The 23,987-nt window shown below is 64.5% G+C and carries 24 protein-coding genes, 1 tRNA gene and 1 pseudogene; 7 read left to right on the forward strand and 19 right to left on the reverse strand.

Annotated features, from left to right (window positions below):
* Positions 1–44: 44 nt before the first annotated feature.
* The 4 genes from lpdA to J2Y55_RS26715 are packed head-to-tail and all read right to left on the reverse strand — an operon-like array spanning position 45 to position 5,080.
* A complete protein-coding gene (gene lpdA / locus J2Y55_RS26700) occupies positions 45–1,442 on the reverse strand; it encodes a dihydrolipoyl dehydrogenase (RefSeq protein ID WP_310159507.1) in 1,398 nt (465 codons plus the stop codon).
* A gap of 32 nt (positions 1,443–1,474) precedes the next feature.
* Entirely contained in the window at positions 1,475–2,812 is a 1,338-nt protein-coding gene (locus tag J2Y55_RS26705) for a dihydrolipoamide acetyltransferase family protein (RefSeq protein ID WP_310159509.1), read from the reverse strand.
* Positions 2,812–3,828 carry an alpha-ketoacid dehydrogenase subunit beta gene (locus tag J2Y55_RS26710; RefSeq protein ID WP_310159511.1) on the reverse strand — a complete coding sequence of 339 codons (1,017 nt, stop codon included), beginning with the start codon at positions 3,826–3,828 and terminating at the stop codon, positions 2,812–2,814. The genes J2Y55_RS26705 and J2Y55_RS26710 overlap by 1 nt, the downstream gene beginning before the upstream one ends.
* 4 nt (positions 3,829–3,832) lie before the next feature.
* On the reverse strand, positions 3,833–5,080 hold the full coding sequence (locus tag J2Y55_RS26715) for a 3-methyl-2-oxobutanoate dehydrogenase (2-methylpropanoyl-transferring) subunit alpha (RefSeq protein ID WP_310159513.1): 1,248 nt from the start codon (positions 5,078–5,080) through the stop codon (positions 3,833–3,835).
* A 352-nt stretch (positions 5,081–5,432) separates the two neighbouring features.
* Between J2Y55_RS26715 and J2Y55_RS26720 the strand changes: the two genes are divergently transcribed.
* Positions 5,433–5,927: an Lrp/AsnC family transcriptional regulator gene (locus tag J2Y55_RS26720; RefSeq protein ID WP_310159514.1), complete on the forward strand. Its 495-nt coding sequence runs from the start codon at positions 5,433–5,435 to the stop codon at positions 5,925–5,927.
* Between the two features lie 23 nt (positions 5,928–5,950).
* Here the strand turns inward: J2Y55_RS26720 and J2Y55_RS26725 are convergent, their stop codons facing one another.
* On the reverse strand, positions 5,951–7,207 hold the full coding sequence (locus tag J2Y55_RS26725; protein ID WP_310159516.1) for an aminopeptidase: 1,257 nt from the start codon (positions 7,205–7,207) through the stop codon (positions 5,951–5,953).
* Positions 7,208–8,043: 836 nt separating this feature from the next.
* Between J2Y55_RS26725 and J2Y55_RS26730 the strand changes: the two genes are divergently transcribed.
* On the forward strand, positions 8,044–8,298 hold the full coding sequence (locus J2Y55_RS26730) for a hypothetical protein (protein ID WP_310159518.1): 255 nt from the start codon (positions 8,044–8,046) through the stop codon (positions 8,296–8,298).
* A 130-nt stretch (positions 8,299–8,428) separates the two neighbouring features.
* Here J2Y55_RS26730 and J2Y55_RS26735 read toward each other — a convergent pair whose 3' ends face one another.
* A complete protein-coding gene (locus J2Y55_RS26735) occupies positions 8,429–9,559 on the reverse strand; it encodes an MlaD family protein (RefSeq protein WP_310159520.1) in 1,131 nt (376 codons plus the stop codon).
* A 523-nt stretch (positions 9,560–10,082) separates the two neighbouring features.
* Positions 10,083–10,445, reverse strand: a complete 363-nt coding sequence (locus J2Y55_RS26740) for a DUF3597 domain-containing protein (RefSeq protein ID WP_310159521.1) — start codon at positions 10,443–10,445, stop codon at positions 10,083–10,085.
* Between the two features lie 1,002 nt (positions 10,446–11,447).
* On the opposite strand from J2Y55_RS26740, the gene J2Y55_RS26745 reads away from it, so the two are divergent.
* A complete protein-coding gene (locus J2Y55_RS26745; RefSeq protein WP_310159523.1) occupies positions 11,448–11,933 on the forward strand; it encodes a DUF4142 domain-containing protein in 486 nt (161 codons plus the stop codon).
* A 338-nt stretch (positions 11,934–12,271) separates the two neighbouring features.
* Here the strand turns inward: J2Y55_RS26745 and J2Y55_RS26750 are convergent, their stop codons facing one another.
* Complete coding sequence (locus J2Y55_RS26750; RefSeq protein WP_310159525.1) at positions 12,272–12,574, reverse strand: hypothetical protein; 303 nt, start codon at positions 12,572–12,574, stop codon at positions 12,272–12,274.
* A 150-nt stretch (positions 12,575–12,724) separates the two neighbouring features.
* Between J2Y55_RS26750 and J2Y55_RS26755 the strand changes: the two genes are divergently transcribed.
* Entirely contained in the window at positions 12,725–13,132 is a 408-nt protein-coding gene (locus J2Y55_RS26755; protein WP_310159527.1) for a hypothetical protein, read from the forward strand.
* Positions 13,133–13,398: 266 nt separating this feature from the next.
* Here J2Y55_RS26755 and J2Y55_RS26760 read toward each other — a convergent pair.
* Positions 13,399–13,488: transfer RNA gene (locus J2Y55_RS26760), tRNA-Ser, on the reverse strand.
* A 305-nt stretch (positions 13,489–13,793) separates the two neighbouring features.
* Between J2Y55_RS26760 and J2Y55_RS26765 the strand changes: the two genes are divergently transcribed.
* The 3 genes from J2Y55_RS26765 (at position 13,794) to J2Y55_RS26775 (ending at position 15,654) form a co-directional block, all read left to right on the forward strand.
* A complete protein-coding gene (locus J2Y55_RS26765) occupies positions 13,794–14,483 on the forward strand; it encodes a 50S ribosomal protein L21 (protein WP_310159528.1) in 690 nt (229 codons plus the stop codon).
* 100 nt (positions 14,484–14,583) lie between these two features.
* Positions 14,584–14,850, forward strand: a complete 267-nt coding sequence (gene rpmA / locus J2Y55_RS26770) for a 50S ribosomal protein L27 (RefSeq protein WP_092171825.1) — start codon at positions 14,584–14,586, stop codon at positions 14,848–14,850.
* A gap of 153 nt (positions 14,851–15,003) precedes the next feature.
* Complete coding sequence (locus J2Y55_RS26775) at positions 15,004–15,654, forward strand: GNAT family N-acetyltransferase (RefSeq protein ID WP_310159531.1); 651 nt, start codon at positions 15,004–15,006, stop codon at positions 15,652–15,654.
* Between the two features lie 100 nt (positions 15,655–15,754).
* Here the strand turns inward: J2Y55_RS26775 and denD (J2Y55_RS26780) are convergent, their stop codons facing one another.
* The 10 genes and pseudogenes from denD (J2Y55_RS26780) to J2Y55_RS26820 all read right to left on the reverse strand — a co-directional run bounded on the left by denD (J2Y55_RS26780) (position 15,755) and on the right by J2Y55_RS26820 (position 23,865).
* Complete coding sequence (gene denD, locus J2Y55_RS26780; protein ID WP_310159533.1) at positions 15,755–16,738, reverse strand: D-erythronate dehydrogenase; 984 nt, start codon at positions 16,736–16,738, stop codon at positions 15,755–15,757.
* A gap of 36 nt (positions 16,739–16,774) precedes the next feature.
* The gene (gene denD, locus J2Y55_RS26785) at positions 16,775–17,779 is read right to left on the reverse strand and encodes a D-erythronate dehydrogenase (RefSeq protein WP_310159536.1); all 1,005 of its coding nucleotides are present in this window, start codon (positions 17,777–17,779) and stop codon (positions 16,775–16,777) included.
* A gap of 99 nt (positions 17,780–17,878) precedes the next feature.
* On the reverse strand, positions 17,879–18,625 hold the full coding sequence (locus J2Y55_RS26790) for an SDR family oxidoreductase (RefSeq protein ID WP_069688774.1): 747 nt from the start codon (positions 18,623–18,625) through the stop codon (positions 17,879–17,881).
* A 16-nt stretch (positions 18,626–18,641) separates the two neighbouring features.
* The gene (locus J2Y55_RS30175; protein ID WP_404979049.1) at positions 18,642–19,007 is read right to left on the reverse strand and encodes a GNAT family N-acetyltransferase; all 366 of its coding nucleotides are present in this window, start codon (positions 19,005–19,007) and stop codon (positions 18,642–18,644) included.
* Positions 19,008–19,124: 117 nt separating this feature from the next.
* A pseudogene (locus tag J2Y55_RS30180) lies at positions 19,125–19,778 on the reverse strand (GNAT family N-acetyltransferase); the annotation flags it as partial.
* Positions 19,775–20,101, reverse strand: coding sequence for a hypothetical protein (locus J2Y55_RS26800; RefSeq protein WP_310159544.1), 327 nt, complete (start codon positions 20,099–20,101; stop codon positions 19,775–19,777). The pseudogene J2Y55_RS30180 and the gene J2Y55_RS26800, both read right to left, overlap by 4 nt.
* The gene (locus J2Y55_RS26805; RefSeq protein WP_310159546.1) at positions 20,098–20,952 is read right to left on the reverse strand and encodes an isocitrate lyase/PEP mutase family protein; all 855 of its coding nucleotides are present in this window, start codon (positions 20,950–20,952) and stop codon (positions 20,098–20,100) included. The genes J2Y55_RS26800 and J2Y55_RS26805 overlap by 4 nt, the downstream gene beginning before the upstream one ends.
* A 119-nt stretch (positions 20,953–21,071) precedes the next feature.
* Positions 21,072–21,737 carry a hypothetical protein gene (locus tag J2Y55_RS26810; protein ID WP_310159547.1) on the reverse strand — a complete coding sequence of 222 codons (666 nt, stop codon included), beginning with the start codon at positions 21,735–21,737 and terminating at the stop codon, positions 21,072–21,074.
* Entirely contained in the window at positions 21,734–22,768 is a 1,035-nt protein-coding gene (locus J2Y55_RS26815; RefSeq protein WP_310159551.1) for a zinc-dependent alcohol dehydrogenase, read from the reverse strand. The genes J2Y55_RS26810 and J2Y55_RS26815 overlap by 4 nt, the downstream gene beginning before the upstream one ends.
* An 89-nt stretch (positions 22,769–22,857) precedes the next feature.
* A complete protein-coding gene (locus tag J2Y55_RS26820) occupies positions 22,858–23,865 on the reverse strand; it encodes a Bug family tripartite tricarboxylate transporter substrate binding protein (protein WP_310159553.1) in 1,008 nt (335 codons plus the stop codon).
* Between the last annotated feature and the right edge of the window lie 122 nt (positions 23,866–23,987).

Below are 23,987 nucleotides of genomic sequence, written 5' to 3' on the forward strand. Positions count from 1 at the left end.
GGTGTCCACTTCGCTCGAAAATGCTCGAGAGCGCGAGCCCGCTCTCAAATGTGAATGGCGTGGCCCAGCGCCATCAGGGCCGCCTCCTGCACGGCTTCGCCAAGCGTCGGATGGGCGTGGATCGTGCCGGCGATGTCCTCCAGCGTGGCGCCCATCTCGATGGCGAGGCCGAAGGTCGAAGACAGTTCCGAGACGCCCTGGCCGACCGCCTGGATGCCAAGCACGAGCTGCGTCTGCGCCTGCGCGACGATGCGGACAAAACCCTGCTCACCATGGCGGGTCATGGCCCGGCCATTGGCCGCGAAAGGGAATTTCCCGGTCTTGATCTCGAGCCCAGTCTTGCCGGCCTCCTCCGGCGAGAGCCCGACCGAGACGATCTCGGGATCGGTGAAGCAGACCGCCGGAATGCAGCGCTTATCCCAGGCGCGCGGGAGACCGGCGGCGATCTCGGCCACCATCTCGCCCTGGGCCATGGCGCGATGCGCCAGCATCGGCTCGCCGGTGACGTCGCCGATGGCATGGATGCCGCGCATCGAGGTCTCGCAGCGCTCGCCGATGCGGATGAAGCGGCCATCCATGTCGAGCACGAGTTCCTCGAGGCCGAGCCCGTTGGTGACCGGGATCCGGCCGACCGTGACGAGGACCTTGTCGGCTTCGATGCGCTTCTCTTCACCTGCGGCGGTTTCGATGAGCAGCCCGTCGCCCTTTGGCGTCATGCCCCTGGCTTTCGCGCCGAGCAGGACCTCGACGCCGAGACTGGCGAGATGCTTCGCGACGGGAGCGGTCAGTTCGGCGTCATAAAGCGGCAGGATGCTTGCCTGAGCCTCGACGACCGTGACCTTCGCACCGAGCTTGGCGAAGGCGGTGCCGAGTTCCAGCCCGATATAGCCGCCGCCGACCACGGCGAGGCGCTTGGGAACCTCGGTCAGCGCCAGCGCGCCGGTCGAGGAGATGACGTTGCCGCCGAAGGGCAGGAAGGGCAGCTCGACTGGAGCCGAGCCCGTCGCGATCACGATCGTCTCGGCCTTGATCGTCCGCGGCCCGGTTTCGGTCTCGACGATGACGGTCTTGCCATCGCGGAAGCGGGCGCGGCCATGGACGATCTTGACCTTGGACTTGCGCAGCAGCGCGGCGACGCCGTTGTTGAGGCGTTGGACGATGCCGTCCTTCCAGGCCACGGCCTGCTTCAGGTCGAGCTTGGGCGCCGAGGCCGTCAGGCCGAAGGGCGTCTTGCCGGCGGCGGCATGGGCTGCCTTCTCGAATTCCTCGGCGACATGGATCATCGCCTTGGACGGAATGCAGCCGACATTGAGACAGCTGCCGCCGAGCTTGGTGCTCTCGACGATGACGGTGTCGAGGCCGAGCTGGCCGGCGCGGATGGCGCAGACATAGCCGCCGGGACCGGCGCCGATGACGAGCAGCTTGCACGTGATTTCTGTCATAGCCCGATCTCGGTCATGATGCGTTTCCGGCTTCAGACATCGATGAACAGCGTTGCCGGATTCTCCAGCAGCTCCTTGAGGCGCTGCACGAAGACGGCGGCGTCCCAGCCGTCGATGACGCGGTGGTCGAAGCTCGACGACAGGTTCATCATCTTGCGCGGCACGAAGGTGGTGCCGTCCCAGACCGGCCGGATCATCATCTTGTTGACGCCGACGATCGCGACTTCGGGATAGTTGATCACCGGGGTCGTCGCTATGCCGCCGAGCGCCCCGAGCGAGGTGATGGTGATGGTCGAGCCGGTGAGCTCGTCGCGCGTCGCGGTGCCGTCGCGCGCCCGCTCGGCGATGCGGTTGAGTTCGATGCCGCAGCCCCAGATGTCGCGCGCCTCGGCATGCTTGACCACCGGCACCATCAGCCCTGTCGGCGTCTGCGTCGCGATGCCGATATGGATGCCGGCATGCTGGTGGATGATGCCGGCATCGTCGTCATAGAGCGCGTTGAGGTTCGGCTGCTCCGAGATCGCCTTCACCATCGCCCGCATCAGGAAGGGCAGCAAGGTCAGCTTCGGGCGTTCGGGCGCAGGCTTCTTGTTCAACGTCGCGCGCAGATCCTCGAGCGGGGTGACGTTGATTTCCTCGACGATGGTGATGTGCGGGATGCGCGATTTCGACAGCGCCATCTTCTCGGCGATCTTGCGCCGGAGGCCCACCACCTTGATGTCGGTGACGGCACTCTTCTGGGACAAGCCAGGCGCGCGCTCGGCGTCGGGGCCGCGCAGCAGGAAGGCGTCGAGGTCTTCATGCAGGATGCGCCCGGCGGGGCCTGTGCCGGAGAGCTGGCGCAGATCGATGCCGGCCTCGCGCGCTTTCAAGCGTACGGCCGGCGAAGCGAGCGGCTTTTCACCCGGTGCGCGGCGCGGTGCCGGGTTTTGAGCGGTCGCCTGGACCACGCCGCGTGTGGGCTTGGGCACCGTCATTGCCTTGGGTGGCTCGACGGTCGGCGCGGGTTTTTGCGCTTCGGCTTTGGGCGCTTCGGCTTTCGCTGCCGAGGCTTCGGCCGCAGCTGCCGGCTTAGACGCGGGCTTGGGCGCTTCGGGCTCGGCTGCGGGGTCTTCCGCGCCGGCTGAGCCCGCGACCTTGAGCTTCACCAGGGCCGAGCCGATCGCGACGGTGTCGCCGATTTCGGCGCCGATCCAGGTGACCTCGCCATCGACGGGGGAGGGGATCTCGACCGTCGCCTTGTCGGTCATCACGGCGGCGAGCAGATCATCCTCCCGGATGATGTCGCCGATTTTGACGTGCCATTCGACCAGTTCCGCCTCGGCGATGCCCTCGCCGACATCGGGCAGCTTGATGATGCGCTCGGCCATCAGCGGCTCTCCATGATCTGGCGAAGGGCCGCCCCGACGCGGGCCGGGCCGGGAAAGTAATCCCATTCCTGCGCATGCGGATAGGGCGTGTCCCAGCCGGTGACGCGCATGACCGGCGCTTCGAGATGGTAGAAGCAGTGCTCCTGCACCAGCGCGGTCAGTTCCGCGCCGAAGCCCGACGTCAGCGTCGCCTCATGCAGCACGATGCAGCGGCCGGTCTTCTGGACCGAGGCCAGGATCGCGTCGAGGTCGAGCGGCAGCAGCGTGCGCAGGTCGATCACCTCCGCATCGATGCCGCTCTCCTCGACGGCGGCGAGCGCGACATGGACCATGGTGCCATAGGTCACGATGGTGACGGCTGCGCCCTCGCGGCGGATCGCGGCCTTGCCGAGCGGTAGGGAAAAATGCCCGTCGGGCACCTCGCCCAAATCATGCTTCGACCAGGGCGTCACCGGCCGGTCGTGATGGCCATCGAAGGGGCCGTTATAGAGCCGCTTCGGCTCGAGGAAGATCACGGGGTCGGGATCCTCGATCGCCGCGATCAGCAGGCCCTTGGCGTCATAGGGGTTGGACGGCACCACGGTCTTCAAGCCCGAGACATGGGTGAAGAGCGCTTCGGGGCTCTGGCTGTGGGTCTGCCCGCCGAAGATGCCGCCGCCCGTGGGCATGCGGATGACCAGCGGGCAGGTGAAATCGCCGGCCGAGCGGTAGCGCAGCCGGGCCGCTTCCGAGACGATCTGGTCATAGGCGGGATACATGTAGTCGGCGAACTGGATCTCGACGCAGGGGCGCAGCCCATAGGCCGCCATGCCGATTGCGGTGCCGACGATGCCGGCCTCGCTGATCGGGGCGTCGAAGCAGCGATTGACGCCGTATTTCTGCTGCAGGCCATGGGTGCAGCGGAAGACGCCGCCGAAGAAGCCGACATCCTCGCCATAGACCACGACATTCTCGTCGCGCCCCATCGCGACGTCCAGGCCTGAACGGATCGCCTCGATCATCGTCATCCGGGCCATGGCGTCAGATTCCGATCTGCTGGCGCTGCCGGCGCAGATGCGGCGGCAATTCGGCGTAGACATCCTCGAACATGTCGCGGGCCGAGGGTTTCGAGCCGGAATGCAAGGTGCCGAAGCTCTCGGCCTCCTTCTGCGCGGCGATGACGGTCTCCAGGATCTCGGCCTCGGTCTGCTTGTGGCGCTCCTCCGACCAGGCTCCCGCTGCGATGAGATGGTTCTTCAAGCGGATCAACGGATCGCCCAGCGGCCAGCCATCCGATTCATGCTTTGGCCGATAGGCCGACGGGTCGTCGGAGGTCGAATGCGCGCCGGCGCGATAGGTCACGTATTCGACCAGCGTCGGCCCGAGATTGCGCCGCGCCCGCTCGACCGCCCATTGCGCGACGGCGTAGACCGCGAGGTAGTCATTGCCGTCGACCCGCAGCGCCGGGATGCCGAAGCCGAGGCCCCGCGCCGCGAAGGTGCCCGAGCCACCGCGCGCGATGCCCTGGAAGGTCGAGATCGCCCACTGGTTGTTGACGACATTGAGGACGATGGGTGCCTTGTAGGTCGAGGCGAAGACGAGCGCGGCGTGGAAGTCGGATTCCGCCGTCGAACCGTCGCCGACCCAGGCGGCCGCGATCCTGGTGTCGCCCTTGATGGCCGAGGCCATCGCCCAGCCGACGGCCTGGACGAACTGGGTGGTGAGGTTGCCCGAGATCGAGAAGAAGCCGTGCTCTTTTGATGAATACATCACCGGCAATTGCCGGCCCTTCAGCGGGTCGCGCTCATTCGAGTAGATCTGGCACATCATGTCGACGAGCGGGTAGTCGTGAGCGATCAATAGTCCGGCCTGGCGATAGGTCGGGAAATTCATGTCGCCGGGCGAGAGCGCGATGCGGAAGGCGCAGCTGACGGCCTCCTCGCCGGTGTGCTGCATGTAGAAGGAAGTCTTGCCCTGGCGCTGGGCCATCTGCATGCGGGCGTCGAAGCTGCGCAGCGTCATCATATGGCGCAGGCCGCGGATCAACGCGTCATGGCCGAGCTCGGGAACCCAGGGGCCGACAGCCTGGCCGTCGCGATCGAGCACGCGGATGATCGAATAGGCGAGGTCGCGGATCTCCTTGGGGTCGACATCGACCGGCGGGCGGCGCACCGAGCCCGCCTCCGGAATCACGACATTGGAGAAGTCGGGCTTGCCGCCGGGCCGGCTCGCCGGCTCGGGCACATGGAAATGCAAGGGTGCTTGCGAACTGGGTGTTTGCCGACTCATGGCCGCACTCCTGCAAGGGCGGGCAACACGCCTCGCCGCCGGTCCCGGGGCAGATCAAACGCCCGCTCACGGCCGATGTCCACGGCGACCGGCGCGACGCAGCGGCGTGGCGCCGTCATGGCAGGCCGGATGGGCTGAACGGGTGAGACAACAGCACGGAACGCGGCTTCGGCAGTGCTGCCGGCCGGCTCCTTGATCACGATCCGCCTCTGCGTGCGCTTCGTCACCGCTCTCTCCCTTGGACAAAAGGCTAGCCCGTCCCAGGAAAAGAAACCTCCCGTAAATACCCGCGCCATGGCATTCTGGCGGAATGATCTTCTGCAAATTACGCTTTTGACAGAATGGATTCCCGATGACTGCGAAACCCAAACGCCATGACGATCTCGACGCCATCGACCGGCGGATTCTGTCGGCGCTGCGGGCCGACGGGCGCCTGACCACGCAGGCGCTGGCCGAGAAGGTCGGGCTCTCGCCCTCGCCCTGCTGGACGCGGGTCAAACGGCTCGAGGAGAGTGGCGTCATCGAGAACTATGTCGCGGTGCTCAACCACGGCGCGCTCGGGCTCAGCAACACGGTCTTCGTCGAGGTGACGCTCGACAAGCACGACGACAAGGTGCTCGACCTGTTCGGCGAGGCGCTGGCGCGGACGCCCGAGGTCATCGAGGCTTATCTCGTCACCGGCGACTATGATTTTCTGGTCAAGGTGGTGGTCAGCGGCACGGACCATTACGAGCGCTTCCTGCGCGAGACGCTCTACCGCCTGCCCGGCATCAGGCAGACGCGGACGACCTTCGGGTTGAGGGCGCTGAAGCGCGCCATCTCGGTCGATCCGCTGCAGATGCGCTGAGAGCCCGAGCGGGTCGGGGCGACTTACGCCCACTCGCCTTTCCGGAAGACCGGCACGGCCGTGCCGTCGGCGTGCAGGCCGTCGATGTCGACCTGATCCGAGCCGATCATCCAGTCGATATGGATGAAGCTCTTATTGCCGCCCTGCTCGGCGATCTGCTCCGGCGTCAGCTTCGCGCCGTCGATGAAGCATTTCGAATAGCACTGGCCGAGCGCGATGTGGCAGGCGGCGTTCTCGTCGAAGAGCGTGTTGAAGAACAGAAGCCCGCTTTTCGAGATCGGCGAGGAATGCGGCACCAGGGCGACCTCGCCGAGGCGGCGCGAGCCGTCATCGGTGTCGAGCACCTTGTTCAGGACCTCCTCGCCGCGCGTGGCCTTGGCCTCGACGATGCGGCCATCCTCGAAGCGCACCGAGATGTTGTCGATCAGCGTGCCCTGATAGGAGAGGGGCTTGGTGCTGGAGACATGGCCCTGGACACGCCGGGCATGGGGTGTGGTGAAGACCTCTTCGGTGGGGATGTTGGCGTTGCAGGTGACGCCGTTCTTGGCGGTGGAGGAACCGCCCTGCCATTCATGGCCGTCGGCCAGCCCAACCGTCAGATCCGTGCCGGGGCCGCGGAAGCGAAGCGCCTGGAAGCGCTGGCCGTTGAGCCATTCCCTGCGGCTGCGCAGCGCGGCGTTATGGGCAGTCCAGGCCGCGATCGGATCGTCGAGATCGACCCGCGAGGCCGCGAAGATGGCGTCGGCTAGCTTGGCGACCGCGATCTCCTCGGCGTCGTCGGGAAAGACCTGCCTGGCCCAGGAAGCGCTGGGAAAAGCGAGGATGTTCCAGTTGATGTCGAAGCCGGTGATCTTCTCCAGGGCGGGACGATAGGCAATGGAGTTGGCCTTGCTGGCGCGCCCGACCTTGGCTGCGTCCTCGCCCGAGAGCAGCATCGGATTGTCGCCGACGACGGCGAGCCGCGCCGTATTGTTGGCGAAAGCTTTTGCCACGCCCTCATGGAGCCAGCCGGCGGCGCGGTCAAAACTCTCATCGGGCGCGAAACGATAGCGCGCCAGCGTGATCTCCTCATCGGAGAAGATCGGCGTCACCAGGCCGGCGCCCGCCTTGTAGGCATGCTCGGCGATGCGGCGCACCAATGGCAGCGCGGCGATCGGCGCCGTCAGGAACAGATCCTGGCCGGGCTGCAGGTTGAGCCCGACCCGGATGGCGACTTCGGCGAGCTTGTCGAGCTTCACGGGATCGATCGCGGGAGAGGTGGCGGGCTGGTGCAAGGTCATGGGAGATGGTCCGGCTCAGATTCGGGCAAGGCGCCCATTGCTCGCGGAAATCGCCGCCGGGTCAACCTCGCCGAGCCCCCGCCGGCGGCTGAAAGGAGGCGCTGCGATGAAAAGCGCGTGAGCGCCGGATCAAGCGACTTGCTGATGCGTTGCGCCTTCGACCTGCTGAAACGCGGTGCGATGGTCATCGAAACGGAAGCGCAAGACCGGGCGGGGGAAACGCCGAAAGCTCTGACAGACGGATGAAAAACGGGAGGCTCGGCATGAGGACGACACTATCGGGGCGGAGCGAAACGTTATGAGGCTGAGGCCCGCACTGGCGCTGTCGCTCATGATGGCGCTGCTCGCCGCGCCGCCAGCCAATGCGCAGCTTGTCGGGACGCCAGGCAACGGCCCGCTCACGCCCGACGGTCCTCGGCGCGGTCTTGGCCCGCCCTCGATCACCGATAATGTGCCCGATCTCCGATTGCACTCGGATGGAGGCGGCATGCCCGGCGCCGGACCGCCGATCGACTACGGACGCCGCGACATCGGCCCCTATGGGCGCCCACAATCGCTTGGGTATTTCGGCGCCGAGACAAACCAAGCCCCGCGGCTCGGTCGTCATTGCCAAAGCGAGCGAAGGGTTTGCGTTCTGGCGAGCCGGGCTCCTGCCGGAACCGGATGTTCATGCCGCCTGCCAACTGGCGGCCGGGCGCGAGGCCTCGTCGTCCGGTGAAGTCTGGAACGTGACCTGGGGTTCGCATCGAAGTCGAGCGGTGGCGGTTAAGGCGCAGGCCGCGCCGAGGTCGCCAAATGAACGATTCGTGAGATAGCGCGCGGCTTGCGGAAGCCGAATGGCGGACTATCTCTCCTTCAAAGGGGTCACTTGGCGGAGGGATACAATGCTCCACGAGAGACTAAGGGAATTCCGGTGCAAATCGGTCGAGAAAGCGCGGGAAGCAGGCATCCCGGCCTATTTTCTCGATGAATCCGAGGGCGTTCTGCGCGTCCTGCCGGACGGCAGGAAAGAGCGCATCCTGGTCAGCGAAGGACTGCCTGTCGTCCTGCCGGTAGGCAAGATGCGGTTTCCGCAGGTCGGCCCAAGCTGACCCCCGATTCAGCGGCAACGAAGAATATCTGAGAAGCGACGTCCGGTTTGGACGTCACTTCCACCTGAAATGCCTTCAGGTTGGTCATTGGCAATTAGCTCGGCTGTCAACTGGCGGTAGCATGCCGTGGCTAGCGGGATCCATTGTATTTAGGAAGTTGGGGCTTGCTGCCGAAAATTAAACTCTGCGGATCCCGTTCCACACCCTGCAAGGTGCGACCAAAGCCCGTAAGCAATCGCCGGCCGTCGCTTGTCAAGGTTTCGATGCTGCGCAGACCGGCACCAGTGAAGCGGCTGATCTCAGCGGTAATCTCCGCCGTGCGCTTATCAAGATTGTCGGCGAGCACGCGGAGAGACTTCGCAACCTCGCTGACATCGTCGAAGGCGCTGCGACCGTCCTGACCGGCGGCTTTATTCAGGAACGACTGCGCGCCAATCAGCACGCCCTCCACCTGATCGGCCGCCCTGTTGAGCTTTTCGGCAATCGACGTCACGTCCTTCAATGCCTTTCTGACATTGCCACTTCCGAGCGCCCCGGTAAATCTGTCGACGTCGTCGATAACCAAGGCGACTTTCTTTTGATCGAGCGAGCGGATGGTCTCGGTGAGTTCCTCGCTGAACGCGCCGAGCTTCTCCGTGAACGGGGCGATAAACTCGGCAACCGAGCCGATGCTCTGCATCACCTTTTCGACATAGCGTGAATTGTCGCCGAGTGCCGCTGAGAATTTCTCCGCGTTTTTGATTGTGTCGCCGATCGAGCCAGAATTTGCCTTGACCGTCTCCTCGATCCCGCCCAGCGCCTCGTCGACGCGCTTGGCGACCGTGCGCACGGTCTCCAGTATGCTTTCTGAAGGTTCGGCGATGATGGTCGGGAAGGATTGACCGGGCAGCTTGGTCAAAACCGGTGAATTCGAATCGCCACCAAGAAGCTGAACGGCGACGACACCGGCAAGTCCCTGCGCCTCGATGCGCGCGCGGGTATCGACGCGGAGCGGCGTCGAGCGCTCAACCTTGATCACGGCATAGATTTGGCGCGGATCGTCAGGATGAAGGTCGATTTGCGTCACCTCGCCGACGCGCAAGCCGTTGAAAAGCACGCTGGAGCCGCGGCCAAGGCCCGATACCTTGTCGTTGAAGACGAGCCGGACGGCCTCCTTTTTATCGCCGCTACCGTTATTGAACCAGTAGACGAACCCGAATAGCGCGGCCAGAGCCGCGAGCGTGAACAGTCCGACAAGCGTATGACTAGCTCGCGATTCCATAGCCGAGACTGTTTCCAATTATTCAGGTCAGGTGGTTTGGTTCCGCTTCCTTCCGATAGCGGTATCACAAAGCGTGCGGCCGGGCTGCTCATCCACCGACCCGATACGCAATTACTGCCGGTGGCGAGATGCTGGCATCCGATGACGTGAAGCAGCTTCAAGCCCTCACGAGGATGGCGGCAAAGAGCCCAGCTGCAATGAAGCTGATCGGCAGCATCTCCGATGAAGTCGGCCAGATTGGGGGCCTCAGTTCAGGTGGGCCACCTAAGGAAATTGTCCGGTCGTAGGGCGTGCCGGGTTACATGCCAGCCGCAGCACAAGACGAACAGCAATGAGGCCAAGGGATGGGGGCCGCACGAAAGCAGAAGCGCCATCAGGAGAACGAACGTCGCTCGGCGCATTCAAAAGCCGTTCCGCTGCGCATCGACCCGTCTGTGAAACAATCGATTGTAATCAGGCAGGGGCCGTTGTGACGCAAAGGCCCGGCGACCACAGTCGCCAGGCCCGGCACTTTCGTAGCCGATCAATCCAGCAGGTCGGCCGGCACTTTGCCGCCGTTCTCGGACAGCTTCTTGATGACAGCCTTGTGCAGCCAGACGTTCATCGTGGCGCTATCGTCGGTGCTGCCGGTATAGCCCAGCTCATGCGCAAGCTCCTTCCGAGCCGTAAGGCTGCTGTCGATCTTCAAAGCCTTCAGCAGGTCGACGATGGATGTCTTCCAGGCGAGGGTCTGCCCGCTATCCATGACGGCCTTGTCGAGGATCGGCGCGACATCGACCTGCTGGGTCGCCGTTGCCGAACCAACGCTCGCTGTCGATGACCCGCCGGCTGTGCCGGCCTTGGCTTCGCCAAAAATCGCCTTCTTAATGCTGTCGAAAATGCCCATCTGAAATCTCCCGTCTGAATAGGTCAGCTGGAGAACGGTTGGGGGCCGTGCCTGTTCCGTGGTCAGGCAACTGGAATATTGGGAGAGGCGTGTCCATGACGAGTGAGTCGAGGTCCGCGAGCGCCTAGCCGGCCCGAACTCGGCCAAATCGCTGATGCAAGATTGCGCCGAACTCAGCCCGATCATGCCGGAGCGCGAATGGCTGAACGCCTTTGGCCCGGGGCAATAGAGAATGGCAGTTCCGCGTCTCGGCTTTCGTCGCAATCCAAAACGTGGCTTGCTCTGGGTTCTGCTGGGGAGGCGCGCTTGGAATATCACGTCGATCGACGGGTGATCCTGTCTACCGAGAGCGAGCTAAATCGCTGTATCTGTGGGCGATCTCCGAGGTGACGCCTGAGGGGGAACACGGCGCGGTAAATCAGATTCCTTGGCCTTGGACACTTTGGTTCGAAGCAACCGGTCTGACACGTTACGACACGCTCGAAACCGAATTTAGGCTTCCCGACCGAGATAAGCCGGATGCGGTCCGGCCGGCCAATTTCCGTCGCTCGATCACCGCGAAATTGCGCCCTAGGCGGGGCGGACGTGCTTCCTGGGAAGAGGCTGCGCCGACTTCTGCATTCGGCGCCGTGGTCAGGAACGCGAAGAGGTCGGTTGTTTCCCCTTCGCGCCGCCAGCTACGACGTGCGCGTCGCTCACGTCGTAGGGGATGTCTTCCCCCGTTTGCATGACCTTGGGATGATCTGCGCCCGACGTGGAATGCACGTTTTGAGCGGGACGAGTTTCAAACCGGTTCCCAGGAGAGGTCCGATAGGGCTTGTCTGACTTAGGATCGGCCATGGGGCTTCCCTGCGCTGATCAGAGTTTCCAACATCATAGCCGCCTCGACGGGAAACCGTAGCGGCAAATCGACGGAGAGGTTGGAAACCGTATCGGGCGGCACGGAACTGAAGCCCCCTCCCGCAGTTGGCCCTCTGCTGGGGCATAACCGGGAGAACGACCATGATCAGGCGCAGCTTGTTTGCCGCAGTCGTCGCGCTAAGTGCTACCAGCGCGTTTGCGCAGAGTGATACCACCCCTCAGCAGTTCGTCGATCGAGCCGCCGTGTCCGACATGTTCGAAATTGAGTCGAGCAGACTGGCTCTTCAGCGTGCGCAGTTGCCAGCGACGCGAGCCTTTGCCGAGCGAATGGTGTTGGACAACTCTGCAAGTAGCACACGGCTTTCTCAGCTTGTCGCAGGAAGCGTGTTGACCGTACCGATGGAATTAGACGCTGAGCACGACAAGGCAATGGCCCGGCTCGCGGCGGCGTCACCGATGGAGTTCGATGCCGTCTACATCCAGTTGCAGCAGACGGCGCATAAGGCGGAAGTCGAGATGTTCACAAACTACGCTGCTATCGGCTCGGAACCGACGCTGAAAAGCTACGCAGCGGAAATGCTTCCGATCCTCCGCAATCATCAAAACGATGTGCAGGTGATGAAGTAGACCAGAGCATTCGACCAGCCAGCCACGGACGATTTCGCGGCTGGAGAGGTGGCTGCTCTAATCTCGCTGGAGCAGCCACCTTTCACGTTTACAGATCGCGGAATTTGTCGATCTGCGCTTTCGCTTTTTGCAGCGCGTCCTGAGCCGGGACAACCAGACCCACTTTCCGGGATTTTTCCCAATATGCTCTGGATGGTCGGCCACCATCTCCATCTCGAATTAGCATCGGGGCGCTTGGCGCCGCTCGGGAACAGCGGCTTCACGGAGATCCGGTTCCTATCAAGTTGCCACCTGGGCGGCGCGAATAGCCTGTTTCAAGTGTTACGTCCGCGCGCCTGCTAACTAAGGTTTTGGCCCCAGACCAAGATCGACAGCGAGAAGGTAACGAGGCCGATCACCGCCAGGATGAACGCGCGACGACGGGTCCCTGCCGCGCGGTGATTCAAGCCGATCAGCAGTGTCGCAAGCGTCCAGAGGCCCGTGAATGCGAGCAGCGCCAGGGTGTAGACCAGGCCCGAGAGGTCATAACCGCCCCCGCCGATCGATGGATATTCCGAATGGCGGGGGCTGAGGCTCCAAACCAGAACGCCCACGACCACGGCGAAGACGGCAATCCACACGTAGATTCCCCTGTCTTTCAATCAGCCCTCCTCAGGCATCCGATGGCTCGAAAGCGGATCGAGCCCTCTTTCTTCATTTGTTGCGCTCGCTGCAGCTTCATCCTGTGATTTGGGGGTTGGCATTATTTTTGATAACGAAAATGCCCGAGCACGACAGCTGCGGAGCGATCAATGCCCGACCCCGATCCCAACGTATCGGTAGCGCTGGAGGAATATAAAGCGCTTAATGCAGAGGTATTGCAGCGAAATACCCAATCATTCTACTGCGGGCTTGCATGCTTGGCAGCTTTGGTAAGCCTGATCGGATTCGTCTCTGCAAATAGGAAGGTAGGAGTCATTATCTTCGCAGTGATTGCCGCTGTTATGATTGTCCGCATATTCGTGATGCTTTTTCGGATGCTCGAAAACGATATGATACTTGCATGCGAAAGATTGAAGGCGATTGAAACATACGTAAATAAAAAACTTGGTAACGCAGAGGATTCAAAATTCCCGTTATCCTGGCAGACCGACCATGGGATTGTCGCCAGAAGGGCAGCTACCAAGGGCAAGTTCGATTTTCGCGAGCTGTTTCGGTAGCCGGCCTCCCGATACCACCGTCAGACAACGATCCGGTTCACGCCGCGGGGCGGTGGGTCACATCGATGGTATCGGAGGCCTCAACATTGTTGATGCGCTGGAGGAGCGCAAAAAGGAAATTGCCAAGGGCATCGCCAGTTTCGAGGCAGAGGCGGGCTGGAGTGCCGAGGAATCGAATGCGAGTGAGTGCATTGCCGGCCGGTGGGACAAATGGTGGGGTAACCCCACGAAATCCCGGCTAATCCCAGATACTTGCGAGCGGGAAGTGGCGGACAGGGAGGGATTTGAACCCCCGATACCCTTGCGGGTATGCCGCATTTCGAGTGCGGTGCATTCAACCACTCTGCCACCTGTCCGCGGTCGCACTTCGTCGAAGCGGGCTGGTTACTACACGCCACATCGGGCGGAGACAAGCCTTGGCAACGTCATAAATCGGCAAGCCTGACGTGCTTTTGCTTGACCTCGCCTAGCCCAAGGACTATCGAGCCTCGTCCGGCGTGGGGAAACCCGCGCCCGATCTCTTTTGGCGTTCTGGTTTCGCGTTTCGCGTGCCGCACCCGACAGAGCAAACCAAACCACGCAACCGACTGCCAAAAAGCTGTCCCGCGTGCGCCTCCTCGAGGGGGCCATGACAGGGCAGGGCTGAACATGGAGAACAATGATGTTCGCAGTCATCAAAACCGGCGGCAAGCAATTCCGCGTCGCCGCGAACGATGAAATCACCATCGCCAAGCTCGTTGGAGAGCCTGGCGACACCGTCGCCTTCGGCGAGGTGCTGATGCTGACCGATGGCGAGAAGTCGACCGTCGGCGCGCCCTTCCTCGGCGACATCACCGTCGCCGGCGAGATCGTCAAGCAGGCGCGCGGCGAGAAGGTCATCGCCTTCAAGAAGCGCCGCCGCCAGAACTCGAAGCGCAAGCGCGGCTTCCGTGCCGAGCTGACGATCGTGCGCATCACCGACATCCTCACCGGCGGCAAGAAGCCGGAGATGAAGAAGGGCGACGCTTCCGCCGTGGCTCTGAAGGCTGCTTCGCCCGCGACCAAGGGCAAGGCCGAGCCGAAGGCCGCCAAGAGCGCTGCCAAGGCCGAGGGCATCGACGCTTCGAACCTCTCGCTGATCTCGGGCGTCGGCCCGACCATCGAGAAGAAGCTGCGCGCCGCCGGCATCGTCTCGTGGAACGAGATCGCCGCCTGGAGCGAGGCCGATGTCGCCAAGTGGGACGAGGAGCTGAAGCTCCGCGGCCGCGCCACCCGCGAGGAATGGGTCGAGCAGGCCAAGGAACTCCTGGCCGGCAAGCCCCCGCGGGCCAAGGCGGACCAGGCCGAACTGGCGTCCGGCGAGGACTACTGACAGCTCCTGTCAGGCATCCCCGCAGTTTCATCTCCGAACCCGGTGGCTTTTGCCGCCGATTCGGGTTAAGCAGGCTACAGAGTTTTTGAGGTAGGGCGTTATGGCTCACAAAAAGGCAGGCGGTTCGTCCCGCAACGGTCGCGACTCCGAAAGCAAACGCCTCGGCGTGAAGCGCTTCGGCGACCAGGCGGTCGTTCCCGGCAATATCATCATCCGCCAGCGCGGAACCAAATGGCACGCGGGCGTGAATGTCGGCATGGGCAAGGATCATACCTTGTTCGCGCTCACGTCCGGCCGCGTCCGATTCATTACGAAGCTCGGCCGAGCTTTCGTGAACGTAGTCCCGGCCCAACAGGCCGCAGAATAAACGGCGGATAGGGAATTTCCTCGATCCGCCGGTTCCACCGAACCGGATCGGATCAAGGGTCTAAACCCTAAGCGGGTTTCCCGAAGGTCAAGGAAAAGGGGAGGTGGGACAAAATCCCAGCTCCTTTTTTCGTTTGCGCCGACGGAGAGACCGATGTTCCCCGAATTGACCCGCGACGATGTCTTCCGGCTCGAGACCCGCCGCCTCTGGCTGCGCTGGACCCGCATGGCCGATGCTTCCGCCATCCTGCGCCTCGCGGGGGAGAAAGCCGTGGCCGAGATGACGGCCGCGATTCCGCATCCCTACCCGGTCGATGCGGTCGAGCCTTTCATCTTCGCGATGCGCAAGGGCAACGCACTGGGCGAGCATCTCGTGCTGGCGATCACGCCGCGCGCCAAGCCCAACGAGTTGATCGGCATGATCGGCGCGCATAAGCAGGCGACGGGCGTCCCCTTCATCGGCTACTGGCTCGGCACTCCGCATTGGGGCAAGGGCTTTGCGACGGAGGCCGTGCAGGCGCTGATCGACACGCTGTTCACGCTTGTCGACGTGCCGGCGATCGATGCCGACACCCGCGTCATCAACCCGGCCTCGCGCCGCGTGCTGGAGAAGTCCGGCTTCCGGCAGGAGGGCTCTTTCCTCAAGTCGCTGCCGGCGCGCGGCGGGCTCTTCCCCTGCGAGCAGTTCCGGCTCGATCGCTCGACCTGGGCGGCGCTGAAGAGCTGGGGTTCGAGCGGCTGGGCGCATGCGCCCGACTTCGCGCCCGAGGTCGAGGCGGCATCCGGCGAGCCCTGCCCGGCATGACGGCGTGAAGCCTGCCCTGACATGAAACAAGACAGGCCCCGGAGCGATCCGGGGCCTGTTTCAATTCATGGCCAGAGAAGTCATGGCCGGAGAAGCGGCGTCATTTCACGAAGTTTCCGCCCAGCTCGTCCTCGATATGGATGCGGATGATCTCCTCGAAGTTCGATTCGGCGGTGAAGCCGAGCGCGGTCGCCCGCTGCGGATCGAAATTGCGCGGCCAGCCCGCGACGATGCCGTCGATGACCGGATCGGGCACGCGCTTGATGCGCGCCACGACATTGTCGCCGGCGACCTTGCGCAACGCCTCGATCTGCTCGGCGACGGTGCAGGAATAGCCGGGCATCGTCAGGTTGCGGCGCGGGCCGATCGCGGCCGTATCCATCGTCGCGGCGTGAACCAGGAAGCCGACGGCCGAGCGCGGCGAAGCGTGCCAATGACGCACCTGGTCGGAAACCGGCAGCACGGCGTCGATGCCGTTGAGCGGTTCGCGGAGGATGTTGGAAAAGAAGCCCGAAGCCGCCTTGTTGGGCGAGCCCGGCCTGACGCAGATCGTCGGGAAGCGGATGCCGACGCCGTCGAAGAAGCCGCGGCGGCTATAGTCGGAGAGCAGCAATTCGCAGATCGCCTTCTGCGTGCCGTAGCTGGTCAGCGGCGTGGTGAAGAACTCGTCTTCGATCTTGTCGTGGAACGGCGCGCCGAACACGGCGACCGAGGAGGTGAAGACCAGGCGCGGCTTGTAACCGTCGCCGGCCTTGCGGATCGCCTCGAAGAGATGGCGCGTGCCGTCGAGATTGATGCGGTAGCCCTTGTCGAAATCGGCCTCGGCCTCGCCGGAGACGACGGCGGCGAGATGCACGATCAGTTCCGGGCGCGAGGCGATCAACCCTTCGGCCTCGCCTTCATTGGCGAGGTCGGAGACCACCGCGTCGAAGATGAAGGGGCACGCCGCAGGCGCAGTCGCGGCGACGACATCCTGCGCCGTGACCTTGTCGATCGATTTGCCGCCGAGTTCGCCGGTATGGGCCAGCCGTTCGATGAATTTGCGGCCGACCATGCCGGCGCCGCCGAGAACGAGAATATGCATTGGGGTTCCTCTGGTGATTCTTCTGGATGAATGAATTCAGTCGGGCAGGCGGCCGCCGAGATCATCCTCGATATGAACGCGGATGATCTCGTCGAAATCGCGTTCGGCCCGGAAACCAAGCGCCGTCGCGCGGGCCGTATCGAAATGGGTCGGCCAGCCGGCGACGATGTCGGCCACAGTCTTGTCGGGCGCGCGGCGGATCAGCTTCACCGCCTTGTCGCCCGCGACGCGGCGCAGCGCTTCGATCTGCTCGCCAACGGTGACGCAGACGCCGGGCATCGACAGATTGATCCGCGGTCCCAGTGCCTCGCGTGTGAGCCCGGCCGCATGGATCAGGAAGCCGACCGCCGAGCGCGGGCTGGCATGGGTGAAGAGGGTGTCGTCGGAGACCGGAAGCAGAGCCTCCAGGCCCTGCAGTGGCTCGCGAATGATACCGGAGAAGAAGCCGCCCGCCGAAGCGTTGGGCTTGCCCGGTCGCACGACGATGGAGGGGAAGCGGATACCGACGCCGTCCAGGAAGCCCCGACGCGCGTAATCGGCCAGCAGCAATTCGCCGATCGCCTTCTGCGTACCGTAGCTCGTCAGCGGCGTGACGTGGAATTCGTCAGGAATCGCCGCTGGATAGGGCGCGCCGAAGACGCCGCTCGAGGTGGTGAAGACGAGCTTCGGCACATAGGCCCTGCCGCCTTCTCGGGCGCCGCCGCCTTCACCGCGGATGGCTTCGAGCAATAGGCGGGTGCCGTCGAGATTGACGCGGTAGCCCTTGTCGAAATCGCGCTCCGCTTCGCCCGAGATGATCGCCGCGAGATGGAAGATCAGATCCGGTCGCGACGCGATCAATGCCGCGGCGATGGCGGGATCGGCGAAATCTTCCGTGCGCGCCTCGGCGCGACCGGCGAGTTCGGGAGGCAGTGTGGGCGGGACGACATCGGTCAGCGTCAGCCGGCTGATGCTGCGTCCGGCGACCTGTCCCTCACGCGCGAGGCGTTCGGCGAGCTTGCGGCCGACCATGCCGGCTGCACCGGTAACGAGGACATGCATGGCTTCCCCTTGGGGTTTCCTCTGCGGATGGCCTGCGTTGATCGCAGTTGCCCGATTTTGCGGGCGCTAGCCTGACAGCCTGCGCCCGCATTCTGTGCCTTAGAGCGCGAAGCCGCCATCGGCGAGATGGATCTGGCCCGTGGTGTAGCTCGCCTCGTCGGAGCCGAGATAGACAGCAAGCCAGGCGATCTCCTCGGCCGTGCCGAGCCGGCCCATGGGCTGGCGGTCGATGAAGGCCTGACGGGCGGCGGCCTCGCTGGTCTTGGTCAGCGCAGCCAGATCCTTGATGCGGTGATCGAGCGAGGGCGACTGAATCGTGCCCGGGCAGATCGCGTTCGAGCGAATACCCTTCTTGATGTAGTCGGCCGCCACCGCCTTGGTCAGGCCGATCACCGCCGCCTTGGTCGCCCCATAGACATAGCGGTTCGGGATGCCGCGTACCGAGCCAGCGCCCGAGGCGATGTTGACGATCGAGCCCTTGCCGGCGGCGAGCATGCCGGGAACGAAGGCCTTGATCGTGCGGTGCATCGACTTGACGTTGAGATCGAAGGAGAACTCCCAGGCCTTGTCGTCGCATTCCAGGATCGTGCCGTGGTGCACGAAGCCGGCCGCGTTCACCAGAATGTCGATGGTGCCGATCTTCTCGGCGAAGGCCTCGACCGCCTTGGTCGAGAGCACGTCGAGCTTGCGCTTTTTCGCCTTCGGAATGCCCTCCAGCAAGGCGACATCCTTGTCGGTCGCATAGACCGTCGCGCCCTCGGCGACGAAGGCTTCGGCGATTGCGCGGCCGATGCCCTGTCCGGCCGCGGTGACGACCGCGACCTTGCCCTTCAAACGTCCTGCCATGGTATCTCGTCCCTGTTCAGCCGGCTTTTTGCAGTTGCTTGCGCATGTGAGTGAGCCGCCGGTCGGCCAACTCCTGATGATGGGTGATGACGTAGCCGAGCCGCTCATACCAGCCGATGCGCTGGGTCAGCTTGGCGTGGGTGTAGAGATGGACCGCGTCGAATTGCAGCGCCAGGGCGCGCTCATCGGCAAAGTCCATCAGCGCGCGGCCGAGTTTGCGCCCGGCAGCTTCGGGCGCGACAGCGATGCTCCAGAGCGTGAACTTGCCGTCCTCGATCTCGAGCACGAGCGCGGCTTCGAGCCCGCTTGCGCCATCAGCCAGCCAGACTTCGTGCTCGGCGACGACCTGGGCGTAATCGGCGATGCGCGGCAGCGAAGGCACGCCGATGATGCTTTCATTGGGCGTGTAGGCTGCGTTCTTCAGCGCCAGGATTGCCGGAATGTCGTTCGTGGTGGCTCGGCGCAGCGGGACCGTGCCGGCGAGCGCCGTCGGCTGGTTGAAGGCGCCAAGCGAGAGCTTCTGCGCGCCGTTCGCGTCGAAATTCTCCGGCGCAAGCCAGCGCCGGAAGCCTTGCGCGCGGACCGGCCATTCGCTGTCGAGGATCGAGAACCAAGCGGTGTCGCGATTCCTGCCCTTGACCACCATGTGCTGGCGGAACAGCCCTTCATATTGGAAGCCGAAGCGCAAGGCGGCGCGCTTGGAGGGCTCGTTCAGATTGTTGCACTTCCACTCATAGCGGCGATAGCCGAGGGAGAAGCCGTATTCGCCGACAAGGTAGATCGCTTCGGTCGCCGGCCGCGTCCGCTGCAGGCTTGGCGCATAGGTGATCCAACCGACTTCGAACACACCCTGCTCGGGCCGGATCTCCATGATCCAGAGATGGCCTTTGGCCTTGCCGTCGACCTTGTCGATCACGGCGAGCGGAACGATGCCGGCCTTCTCGACCATCGAGGTCAGCAAGGCGCGATAGGCCTCCTTGTCCTTGGGCGGTGCTGCTGGCAGCCAGTCCCAGATATGGTCGTGGCCAGCCGTGGCGGCCCAGATCTCGTCGAGATGGCGCGCGACGTCGAGCGGCTCAAGTCGGCAATACTGGCCTTCGAGCACCTTGGCGGGCGGGAAGGGTGGCGCCTTCCAGTCGAGCAGCGTCGTCATGGTTGGGTGGTCTCCCGCCAGCCGTTCAAATCCGTCGTCACCGTCCAGCTCGCGCCGAGTTCCTCGCGGATCGCCTCGGTGAGGGCTGCGCCCTCGGCCTCCCACGCCAATTGTTCGACGGCGTCGGGAAAGCGCGAGCGGGCTTCGTTGTCCTCTTCATAGATGGCGTCGAAAGCATCCATCCAGGCCTCCAGCCTGTCTGCAAGGTCTTCGGACAGGCCGATATCCTCGGCATCGACCGGTTTGCGCTTGCCCTTGGCGTCGAGCGTCCAGAGGCCGCTCAGGCCGAGCCAGGCCGGTGCGATCAATAGCGTGCCGCTCACGAATGCGCCTTCAGGTCGCGCGCCTTCAGATCGGCGGTGAAGAATGGGTTAAGCGGCGCGGAGGGGCCGTTGCCGGCGAAACCCTTGAAGCTGCCCTCGTCCCGGATCAGGCGGGTTGCCTCGATGAAGGCCGCCCAGGCTGCGCGTGCCAGAGCTCCGCCGATCGAGATGCGGCGGATGCCGAGCGCGGCGATCTCCGGCACGGTGAGGCCGAAATCGCCATAGATCAATTGGTTGACCGGCTTGCCACCGGCAGCGGCGACGATCGTCGCGATCTGTTCCTTCGTCTTCGGGCCGGGCGCATAGAGCACGTCGGCGCCGGCCTCGGCATAGGCCGCGATGCGCCGCGCCGCTTCGTTCAGCGCATCGGGGTGGCCGGTGAGGAAGCATTCGGCCCGCGCCGTCAGCACGACGCCGGAGCCGGTCTCGTCGACGGCGCGCCGCGCCGCCTTGATGCGCTCGACCGCCAGTTCGAACGGGTAGAGCGGTTCATCCGCCTGGCCGGTCGCATCCTCGATCGAGAGGCCGGCGACGCCGGTCGCGATGCAGAGCTTGGTGTTGGCCGCGACGCCGTCGGGCGTGTCGGCATAGCCGTTCTCGAAATCGGCATTGACCGGCAAATCCGGTACCGCCTTCACCATCTCGGCGATATGGGCGAGCATCATGTCGCGCGGCACGTCCTGGTCGGCGCGGCCTTGCGTGAAGGCGAAGCCCGCGCTCGTCGTCGCCAGCGCCTTGAAGTCCTGGCCATGCAGCCAGCGCGCGGAGCCGAGATCCCAAGGGTTGGGCATCACGAAGCAACCGGCTTCGTGCAGCTTGCGAAAGGCATCGACCTGAGGGGAGTAGCCCATTTTAAATCGTTTCAAATCGGCTGGTTCTTCGGGCAGCCATACTGTCCGGCAAGAGCGCTCTTGTCAGCCCTTCCTTTCATGCGCAAGCGCTCGCCCCGAATGCGCCTCAGGCATGAGCCTCAATAGGCGAGGATCAGATCATAGACGTTGCGTTCGAGCACCGGCCCGCTCAGGCGGTTCGCGATGGATTTGAGCGCGGTCGTCAGGCTGGCGCCATCGGTTCCGCTCAGCATCGCAGCGGCATGCCTGACCGACAGGGCGGGATCGGGCGCGAAGGCGGGATGAGGCGCGGTCTCCTGCGAGCTTCCGATGCGCAGTGCGGCGATGCCGCTTTGCCCGATCAGGGCGGAGAGAGCCGCGATATCGTTCTGCATGCCTTCCTCTTGCATGCCGTCCGCTTGCGCCACCCAGCGCAGAAAGCCGAGATGGCTGCCGCAGCCGGCGCCGAAACGGACGCGCTCGCGATAGACGAAGCGCCGGAAGTCGCCCATCAGCGGGCGCATAAGGCGCGAGGCTGGCGTCGGATTCGCCAGGAGACGGCGATATTCGGGGGTTTCCAGCGCGTCGGGGCTGTCGAGATCATAGAGCGTCAGGAAGCGGCGCTCCTGTCCGCGGCCTCGCACGAAACGCCGGCCGCCAAGGAAACCGGGCATGGTCAAACGCTCCGGCACATGCTCGAAGCTGTGCCAGGCCTCATAGTCTGCAAGCGCCGCCGGCTCGACCGAGTTGGCGATGACGAGGAAGCCAGCTCCGCGCCAGTCCATGCCCGCTCCGTTCGCCGTCATGGCCGCAGCATGATCTTGGAGGCAGAGCGGTTCTTGGCGCGCGCGAAGGCGGCGGACGCATCCGCCAGCGCGACCTCCTCCGTGATCATGTGGGAGATGCGCGCACTATGGGCGGCGAGGTAGCCGAGCACGCGCGGCCATGTCGCCAGGGGCGCGCGATAGGAGCCGCGGATCTGCTGGTGGCGCCTGACCAAGCTCGTCAGATCGACAGCGGCCGGTTTGGCATGGATGCCGCAGATCGTCAGCACCCCGCGCAAAGCGAGCAGATCGAGCGCCTCGCCGACAAGCGTCGGCACGCCGGCGGCCTCGATGATCCGGTCATAGGACACAGGCAACCCGGCCCGTTCCAGGCCTTTGCGCAGCGAGGTGCCGATCGTGTCGAGCGTATCGACGAAGCCCATTTCGCGCAGGGTCGCCAGGCGCGCGGCGTCGTCGTATCCGGCGATGACGATGCGGTCGGCGCCGGCCGCCTCAGTGAAGAGCGCAATGCCTTGGCCGATCGTGCCGGGGCCGATGATGAGCACGCTGTCGCCTTGCCTCACTCCGGCGGTATCGACAGCCTCGGCCGAGACGGTCATCGGCTCGGTCAATGCGGCGAGCGTGTCGGACAGTGGCTCGGGCACCGGCACACAGTTCTCGGCAGGCACGCAGGCGAGAGCGGCGAAACCGCCATCGCGCATGATGCCGATGCCACGCCGCGTGACGCAATCCTCCGCCTGCCCGGTACGGCAGCGTTCGCATTGGCCGCAGACGACGGAGGGCCGGATGACGACCCGGTCGCCCAGGCGCAAATCCGAGACAGCGTCGCCCAGACGGGCCACCCTGCCGGCGAATTCATGGCCCATCGTCACCGGCATCGCCTGCGCCATCGCGGCATAGCCGGCGGTCCAGTCGGCGATGTGGAGGTCGGTGCCGCAGATGCCGGCGGCCGTGATCGCGACGACGACTTCGTCAGGCCCGGGCGCGGCCGGCTCGGATATGTCGCACAGGGCGATCCCCGGCTCGGGCGCGAGTTTTCGAAGCGCTAGCATGCCGTTGTCCCTGTCGAAGGCGCGGCCTAGATCTTTGTTTCAACGTGTTTTCTTCGCGCGAACTGGTGCCCGCTTCGCGCGAAAACGCTCTACTCGCCCTTGATGCCGGCCGCCTTGATCACGCCGGCCCAGGTCTGCCCATCCCTAGCCATGAAGCTTGCGAGCGCCTCGGTGGTGTCGGGAGCGGGTTCTGCGCCGATCTCGATCAGCCGGGCGGCGATCTCCGGCTTTGCAAGGGCGCCGTTCACCGCCGCGTTGAGGGTCGCGACCACGGCGGGCGGCGTGTTCTTCGGCGCGACCAGCGCGACCCAGGCGGAAAGGTCGTAGCCGGCATAGCCTTGCTCGGCGACGGTCGGGACATCGGGCAGCAGGCTCGTGCGCTTGGCCGTGGTGACGCCGAGCGCTCGCAAGGTGCCGGCCTTCACATGAGCGGAGGCGCCAGCCAGCGTCGAGAACATCACGTCGATATTGCCGCTCATCGCATCGGTCAGGGCCGGGGCCTCGCCGCGATAGGCGACATGCAGGACCGGCGCACCGGAGACGAGCCCAAAGACCTCGCCGGCGAGATGCGCCACGGTGTTGGCGCCGCCCGAGCCGAAGGTGATCGGCGTGCCGCGCGTCTTGCCCAGCGCCTCGAGCTCCTTCATCGTCCTGGCCGGCAGTTTCAGGCCCGAGGTCACCACGAAGGGCAGCTTTGCGATCATCGCCACGGGGACGAGATCGGTCTTCCAGTCGAAGGGCAGGCTGCTGCGCAGCGCCGGGTTGATCACCATGGTGGTGGGTGCGGCGAGCAGCGTGTAGCCGTCGGGTTCGGCTTTGGCGACGGCCTGCGAGCCCAGCACCGTGCCGGCGCCGCCGCGGTTCTCGATGACGAGGCGCTGCTTGAGGATGTCGCCGGCGGCTTCCGCCACGACGCGCACCACGACATCGACGCCACCGCCGGCCGCGAAGGGCACGATCAACTGCATCACGCGCGTGGGGTAGGCCTGCGCCAAGGCGGGTCGCGCGGTCGCGCTCGCCAGGATCGCCAGGGCGCCAGTCAGGGCCGCGCGGCGTGAGATCATGTCGCCTCCATGGGCGCCGTCGCATTCGGTCATGGTCATCTCCCCGGATCAGTTTTGTTTTTTTGCTAGAGCAGGATGCGAAAAACCGGTGGCCACTTCGCGCGAAAACGCTCCAGCGGCGAGAAAGCCAGCGATGGCGAGCTGCCACAAGGGCG

It is taken from the genome of Allobosea sp. BE125 (genome assembly GCF_031456075.1).
GTDB lineage: Bacteria > Pseudomonadota > Alphaproteobacteria > Rhizobiales > Beijerinckiaceae > Allobosea.

Excerpts from the sequence above, each read along its gene's own strand:
- J2Y55_RS26725 (WP_310159516.1), bottom strand. The coding sequence starts at position 7,207 with ATGACCTTGCACCAGCCCGCCACCTCTCCCGCGATCGATCCCGTGAAG.
- J2Y55_RS26740 (WP_310159521.1), bottom strand. The coding sequence starts at position 10,445 with ATGGGCATTTTCGACAGCATTAAGAAGGCGATTTTTGGCGAAGCCAAG.
- J2Y55_RS26775 (WP_310159531.1), top strand. The coding sequence starts at position 15,004 with ATGTTCCCCGAATTGACCCGCGACGATGTCTTCCGGCTCGAGACCCGC.
- J2Y55_RS26720 (WP_310159514.1), top strand. The coding sequence starts at position 5,433 with ATGACTGCGAAACCCAAACGCCATGACGATCTCGACGCCATCGACCGG.
- J2Y55_RS26735 (WP_310159520.1), bottom strand. The coding sequence starts at position 9,559 with ATGGAATCGCGAGCTAGTCATACGCTTGTCGGACTGTTCACGCTCGCG.
- denD (WP_310159536.1), bottom strand. The coding sequence starts at position 17,779 with ATGCATGTCCTCGTTACCGGTGCAGCCGGCATGGTCGGCCGCAAGCTC.
- J2Y55_RS26710 (WP_310159511.1), bottom strand. The coding sequence starts at position 3,828 with ATGGCCCGGATGACGATGATCGAGGCGATCCGTTCAGGCCTGGACGTC.
- J2Y55_RS26790 (WP_069688774.1), bottom strand. The coding sequence starts at position 18,625 with ATGGCAGGACGTTTGAAGGGCAAGGTCGCGGTCGTCACCGCGGCCGGA.
- J2Y55_RS26820 (WP_310159553.1), bottom strand. The coding sequence starts at position 23,865 with ATGACCGAATGCGACGGCGCCCATGGAGGCGACATGATCTCACGCCGC.
- lpdA (WP_310159507.1), bottom strand. The coding sequence starts at position 1,442 with ATGACAGAAATCACGTGCAAGCTGCTCGTCATCGGCGCCGGTCCCGGC.
- J2Y55_RS26805 (WP_310159546.1), bottom strand. The coding sequence starts at position 20,952 with ATGGGCTACTCCCCTCAGGTCGATGCCTTTCGCAAGCTGCACGAAGCC.
- J2Y55_RS26715 (WP_310159513.1), bottom strand. The coding sequence starts at position 5,080 with ATGAGTCGGCAAACACCCAGTTCGCAAGCACCCTTGCATTTCCATGTG.
- J2Y55_RS26745 (WP_310159523.1), top strand. The coding sequence starts at position 11,448 with ATGATCAGGCGCAGCTTGTTTGCCGCAGTCGTCGCGCTAAGTGCTACC.
- J2Y55_RS26755 (WP_310159527.1), top strand. The coding sequence starts at position 12,725 with ATGCCCGACCCCGATCCCAACGTATCGGTAGCGCTGGAGGAATATAAA.
- denD (WP_310159533.1), bottom strand. The coding sequence starts at position 16,738 with ATGCATATTCTCGTTCTCGGCGGCGCCGGCATGGTCGGCCGCAAATTC.
- rpmA (WP_092171825.1), top strand. The coding sequence starts at position 14,584 with ATGGCTCACAAAAAGGCAGGCGGTTCGTCCCGCAACGGTCGCGACTCC.
- J2Y55_RS26815 (WP_310159551.1), bottom strand. The coding sequence starts at position 22,768 with ATGCTAGCGCTTCGAAAACTCGCGCCCGAGCCGGGGATCGCCCTGTGC.
- J2Y55_RS26810 (WP_310159547.1), bottom strand. The coding sequence starts at position 21,737 with ATGACGGCGAACGGAGCGGGCATGGACTGGCGCGGAGCTGGCTTCCTC.
- J2Y55_RS26765 (WP_310159528.1), top strand. The coding sequence starts at position 13,794 with ATGTTCGCAGTCATCAAAACCGGCGGCAAGCAATTCCGCGTCGCCGCG.
- J2Y55_RS26705 (WP_310159509.1), bottom strand. The coding sequence starts at position 2,812 with ATGGCCGAGCGCATCATCAAGCTGCCCGATGTCGGCGAGGGCATCGCC.
- J2Y55_RS26730 (WP_310159518.1), top strand. The coding sequence starts at position 8,044 with ATGGCGGACTATCTCTCCTTCAAAGGGGTCACTTGGCGGAGGGATACA.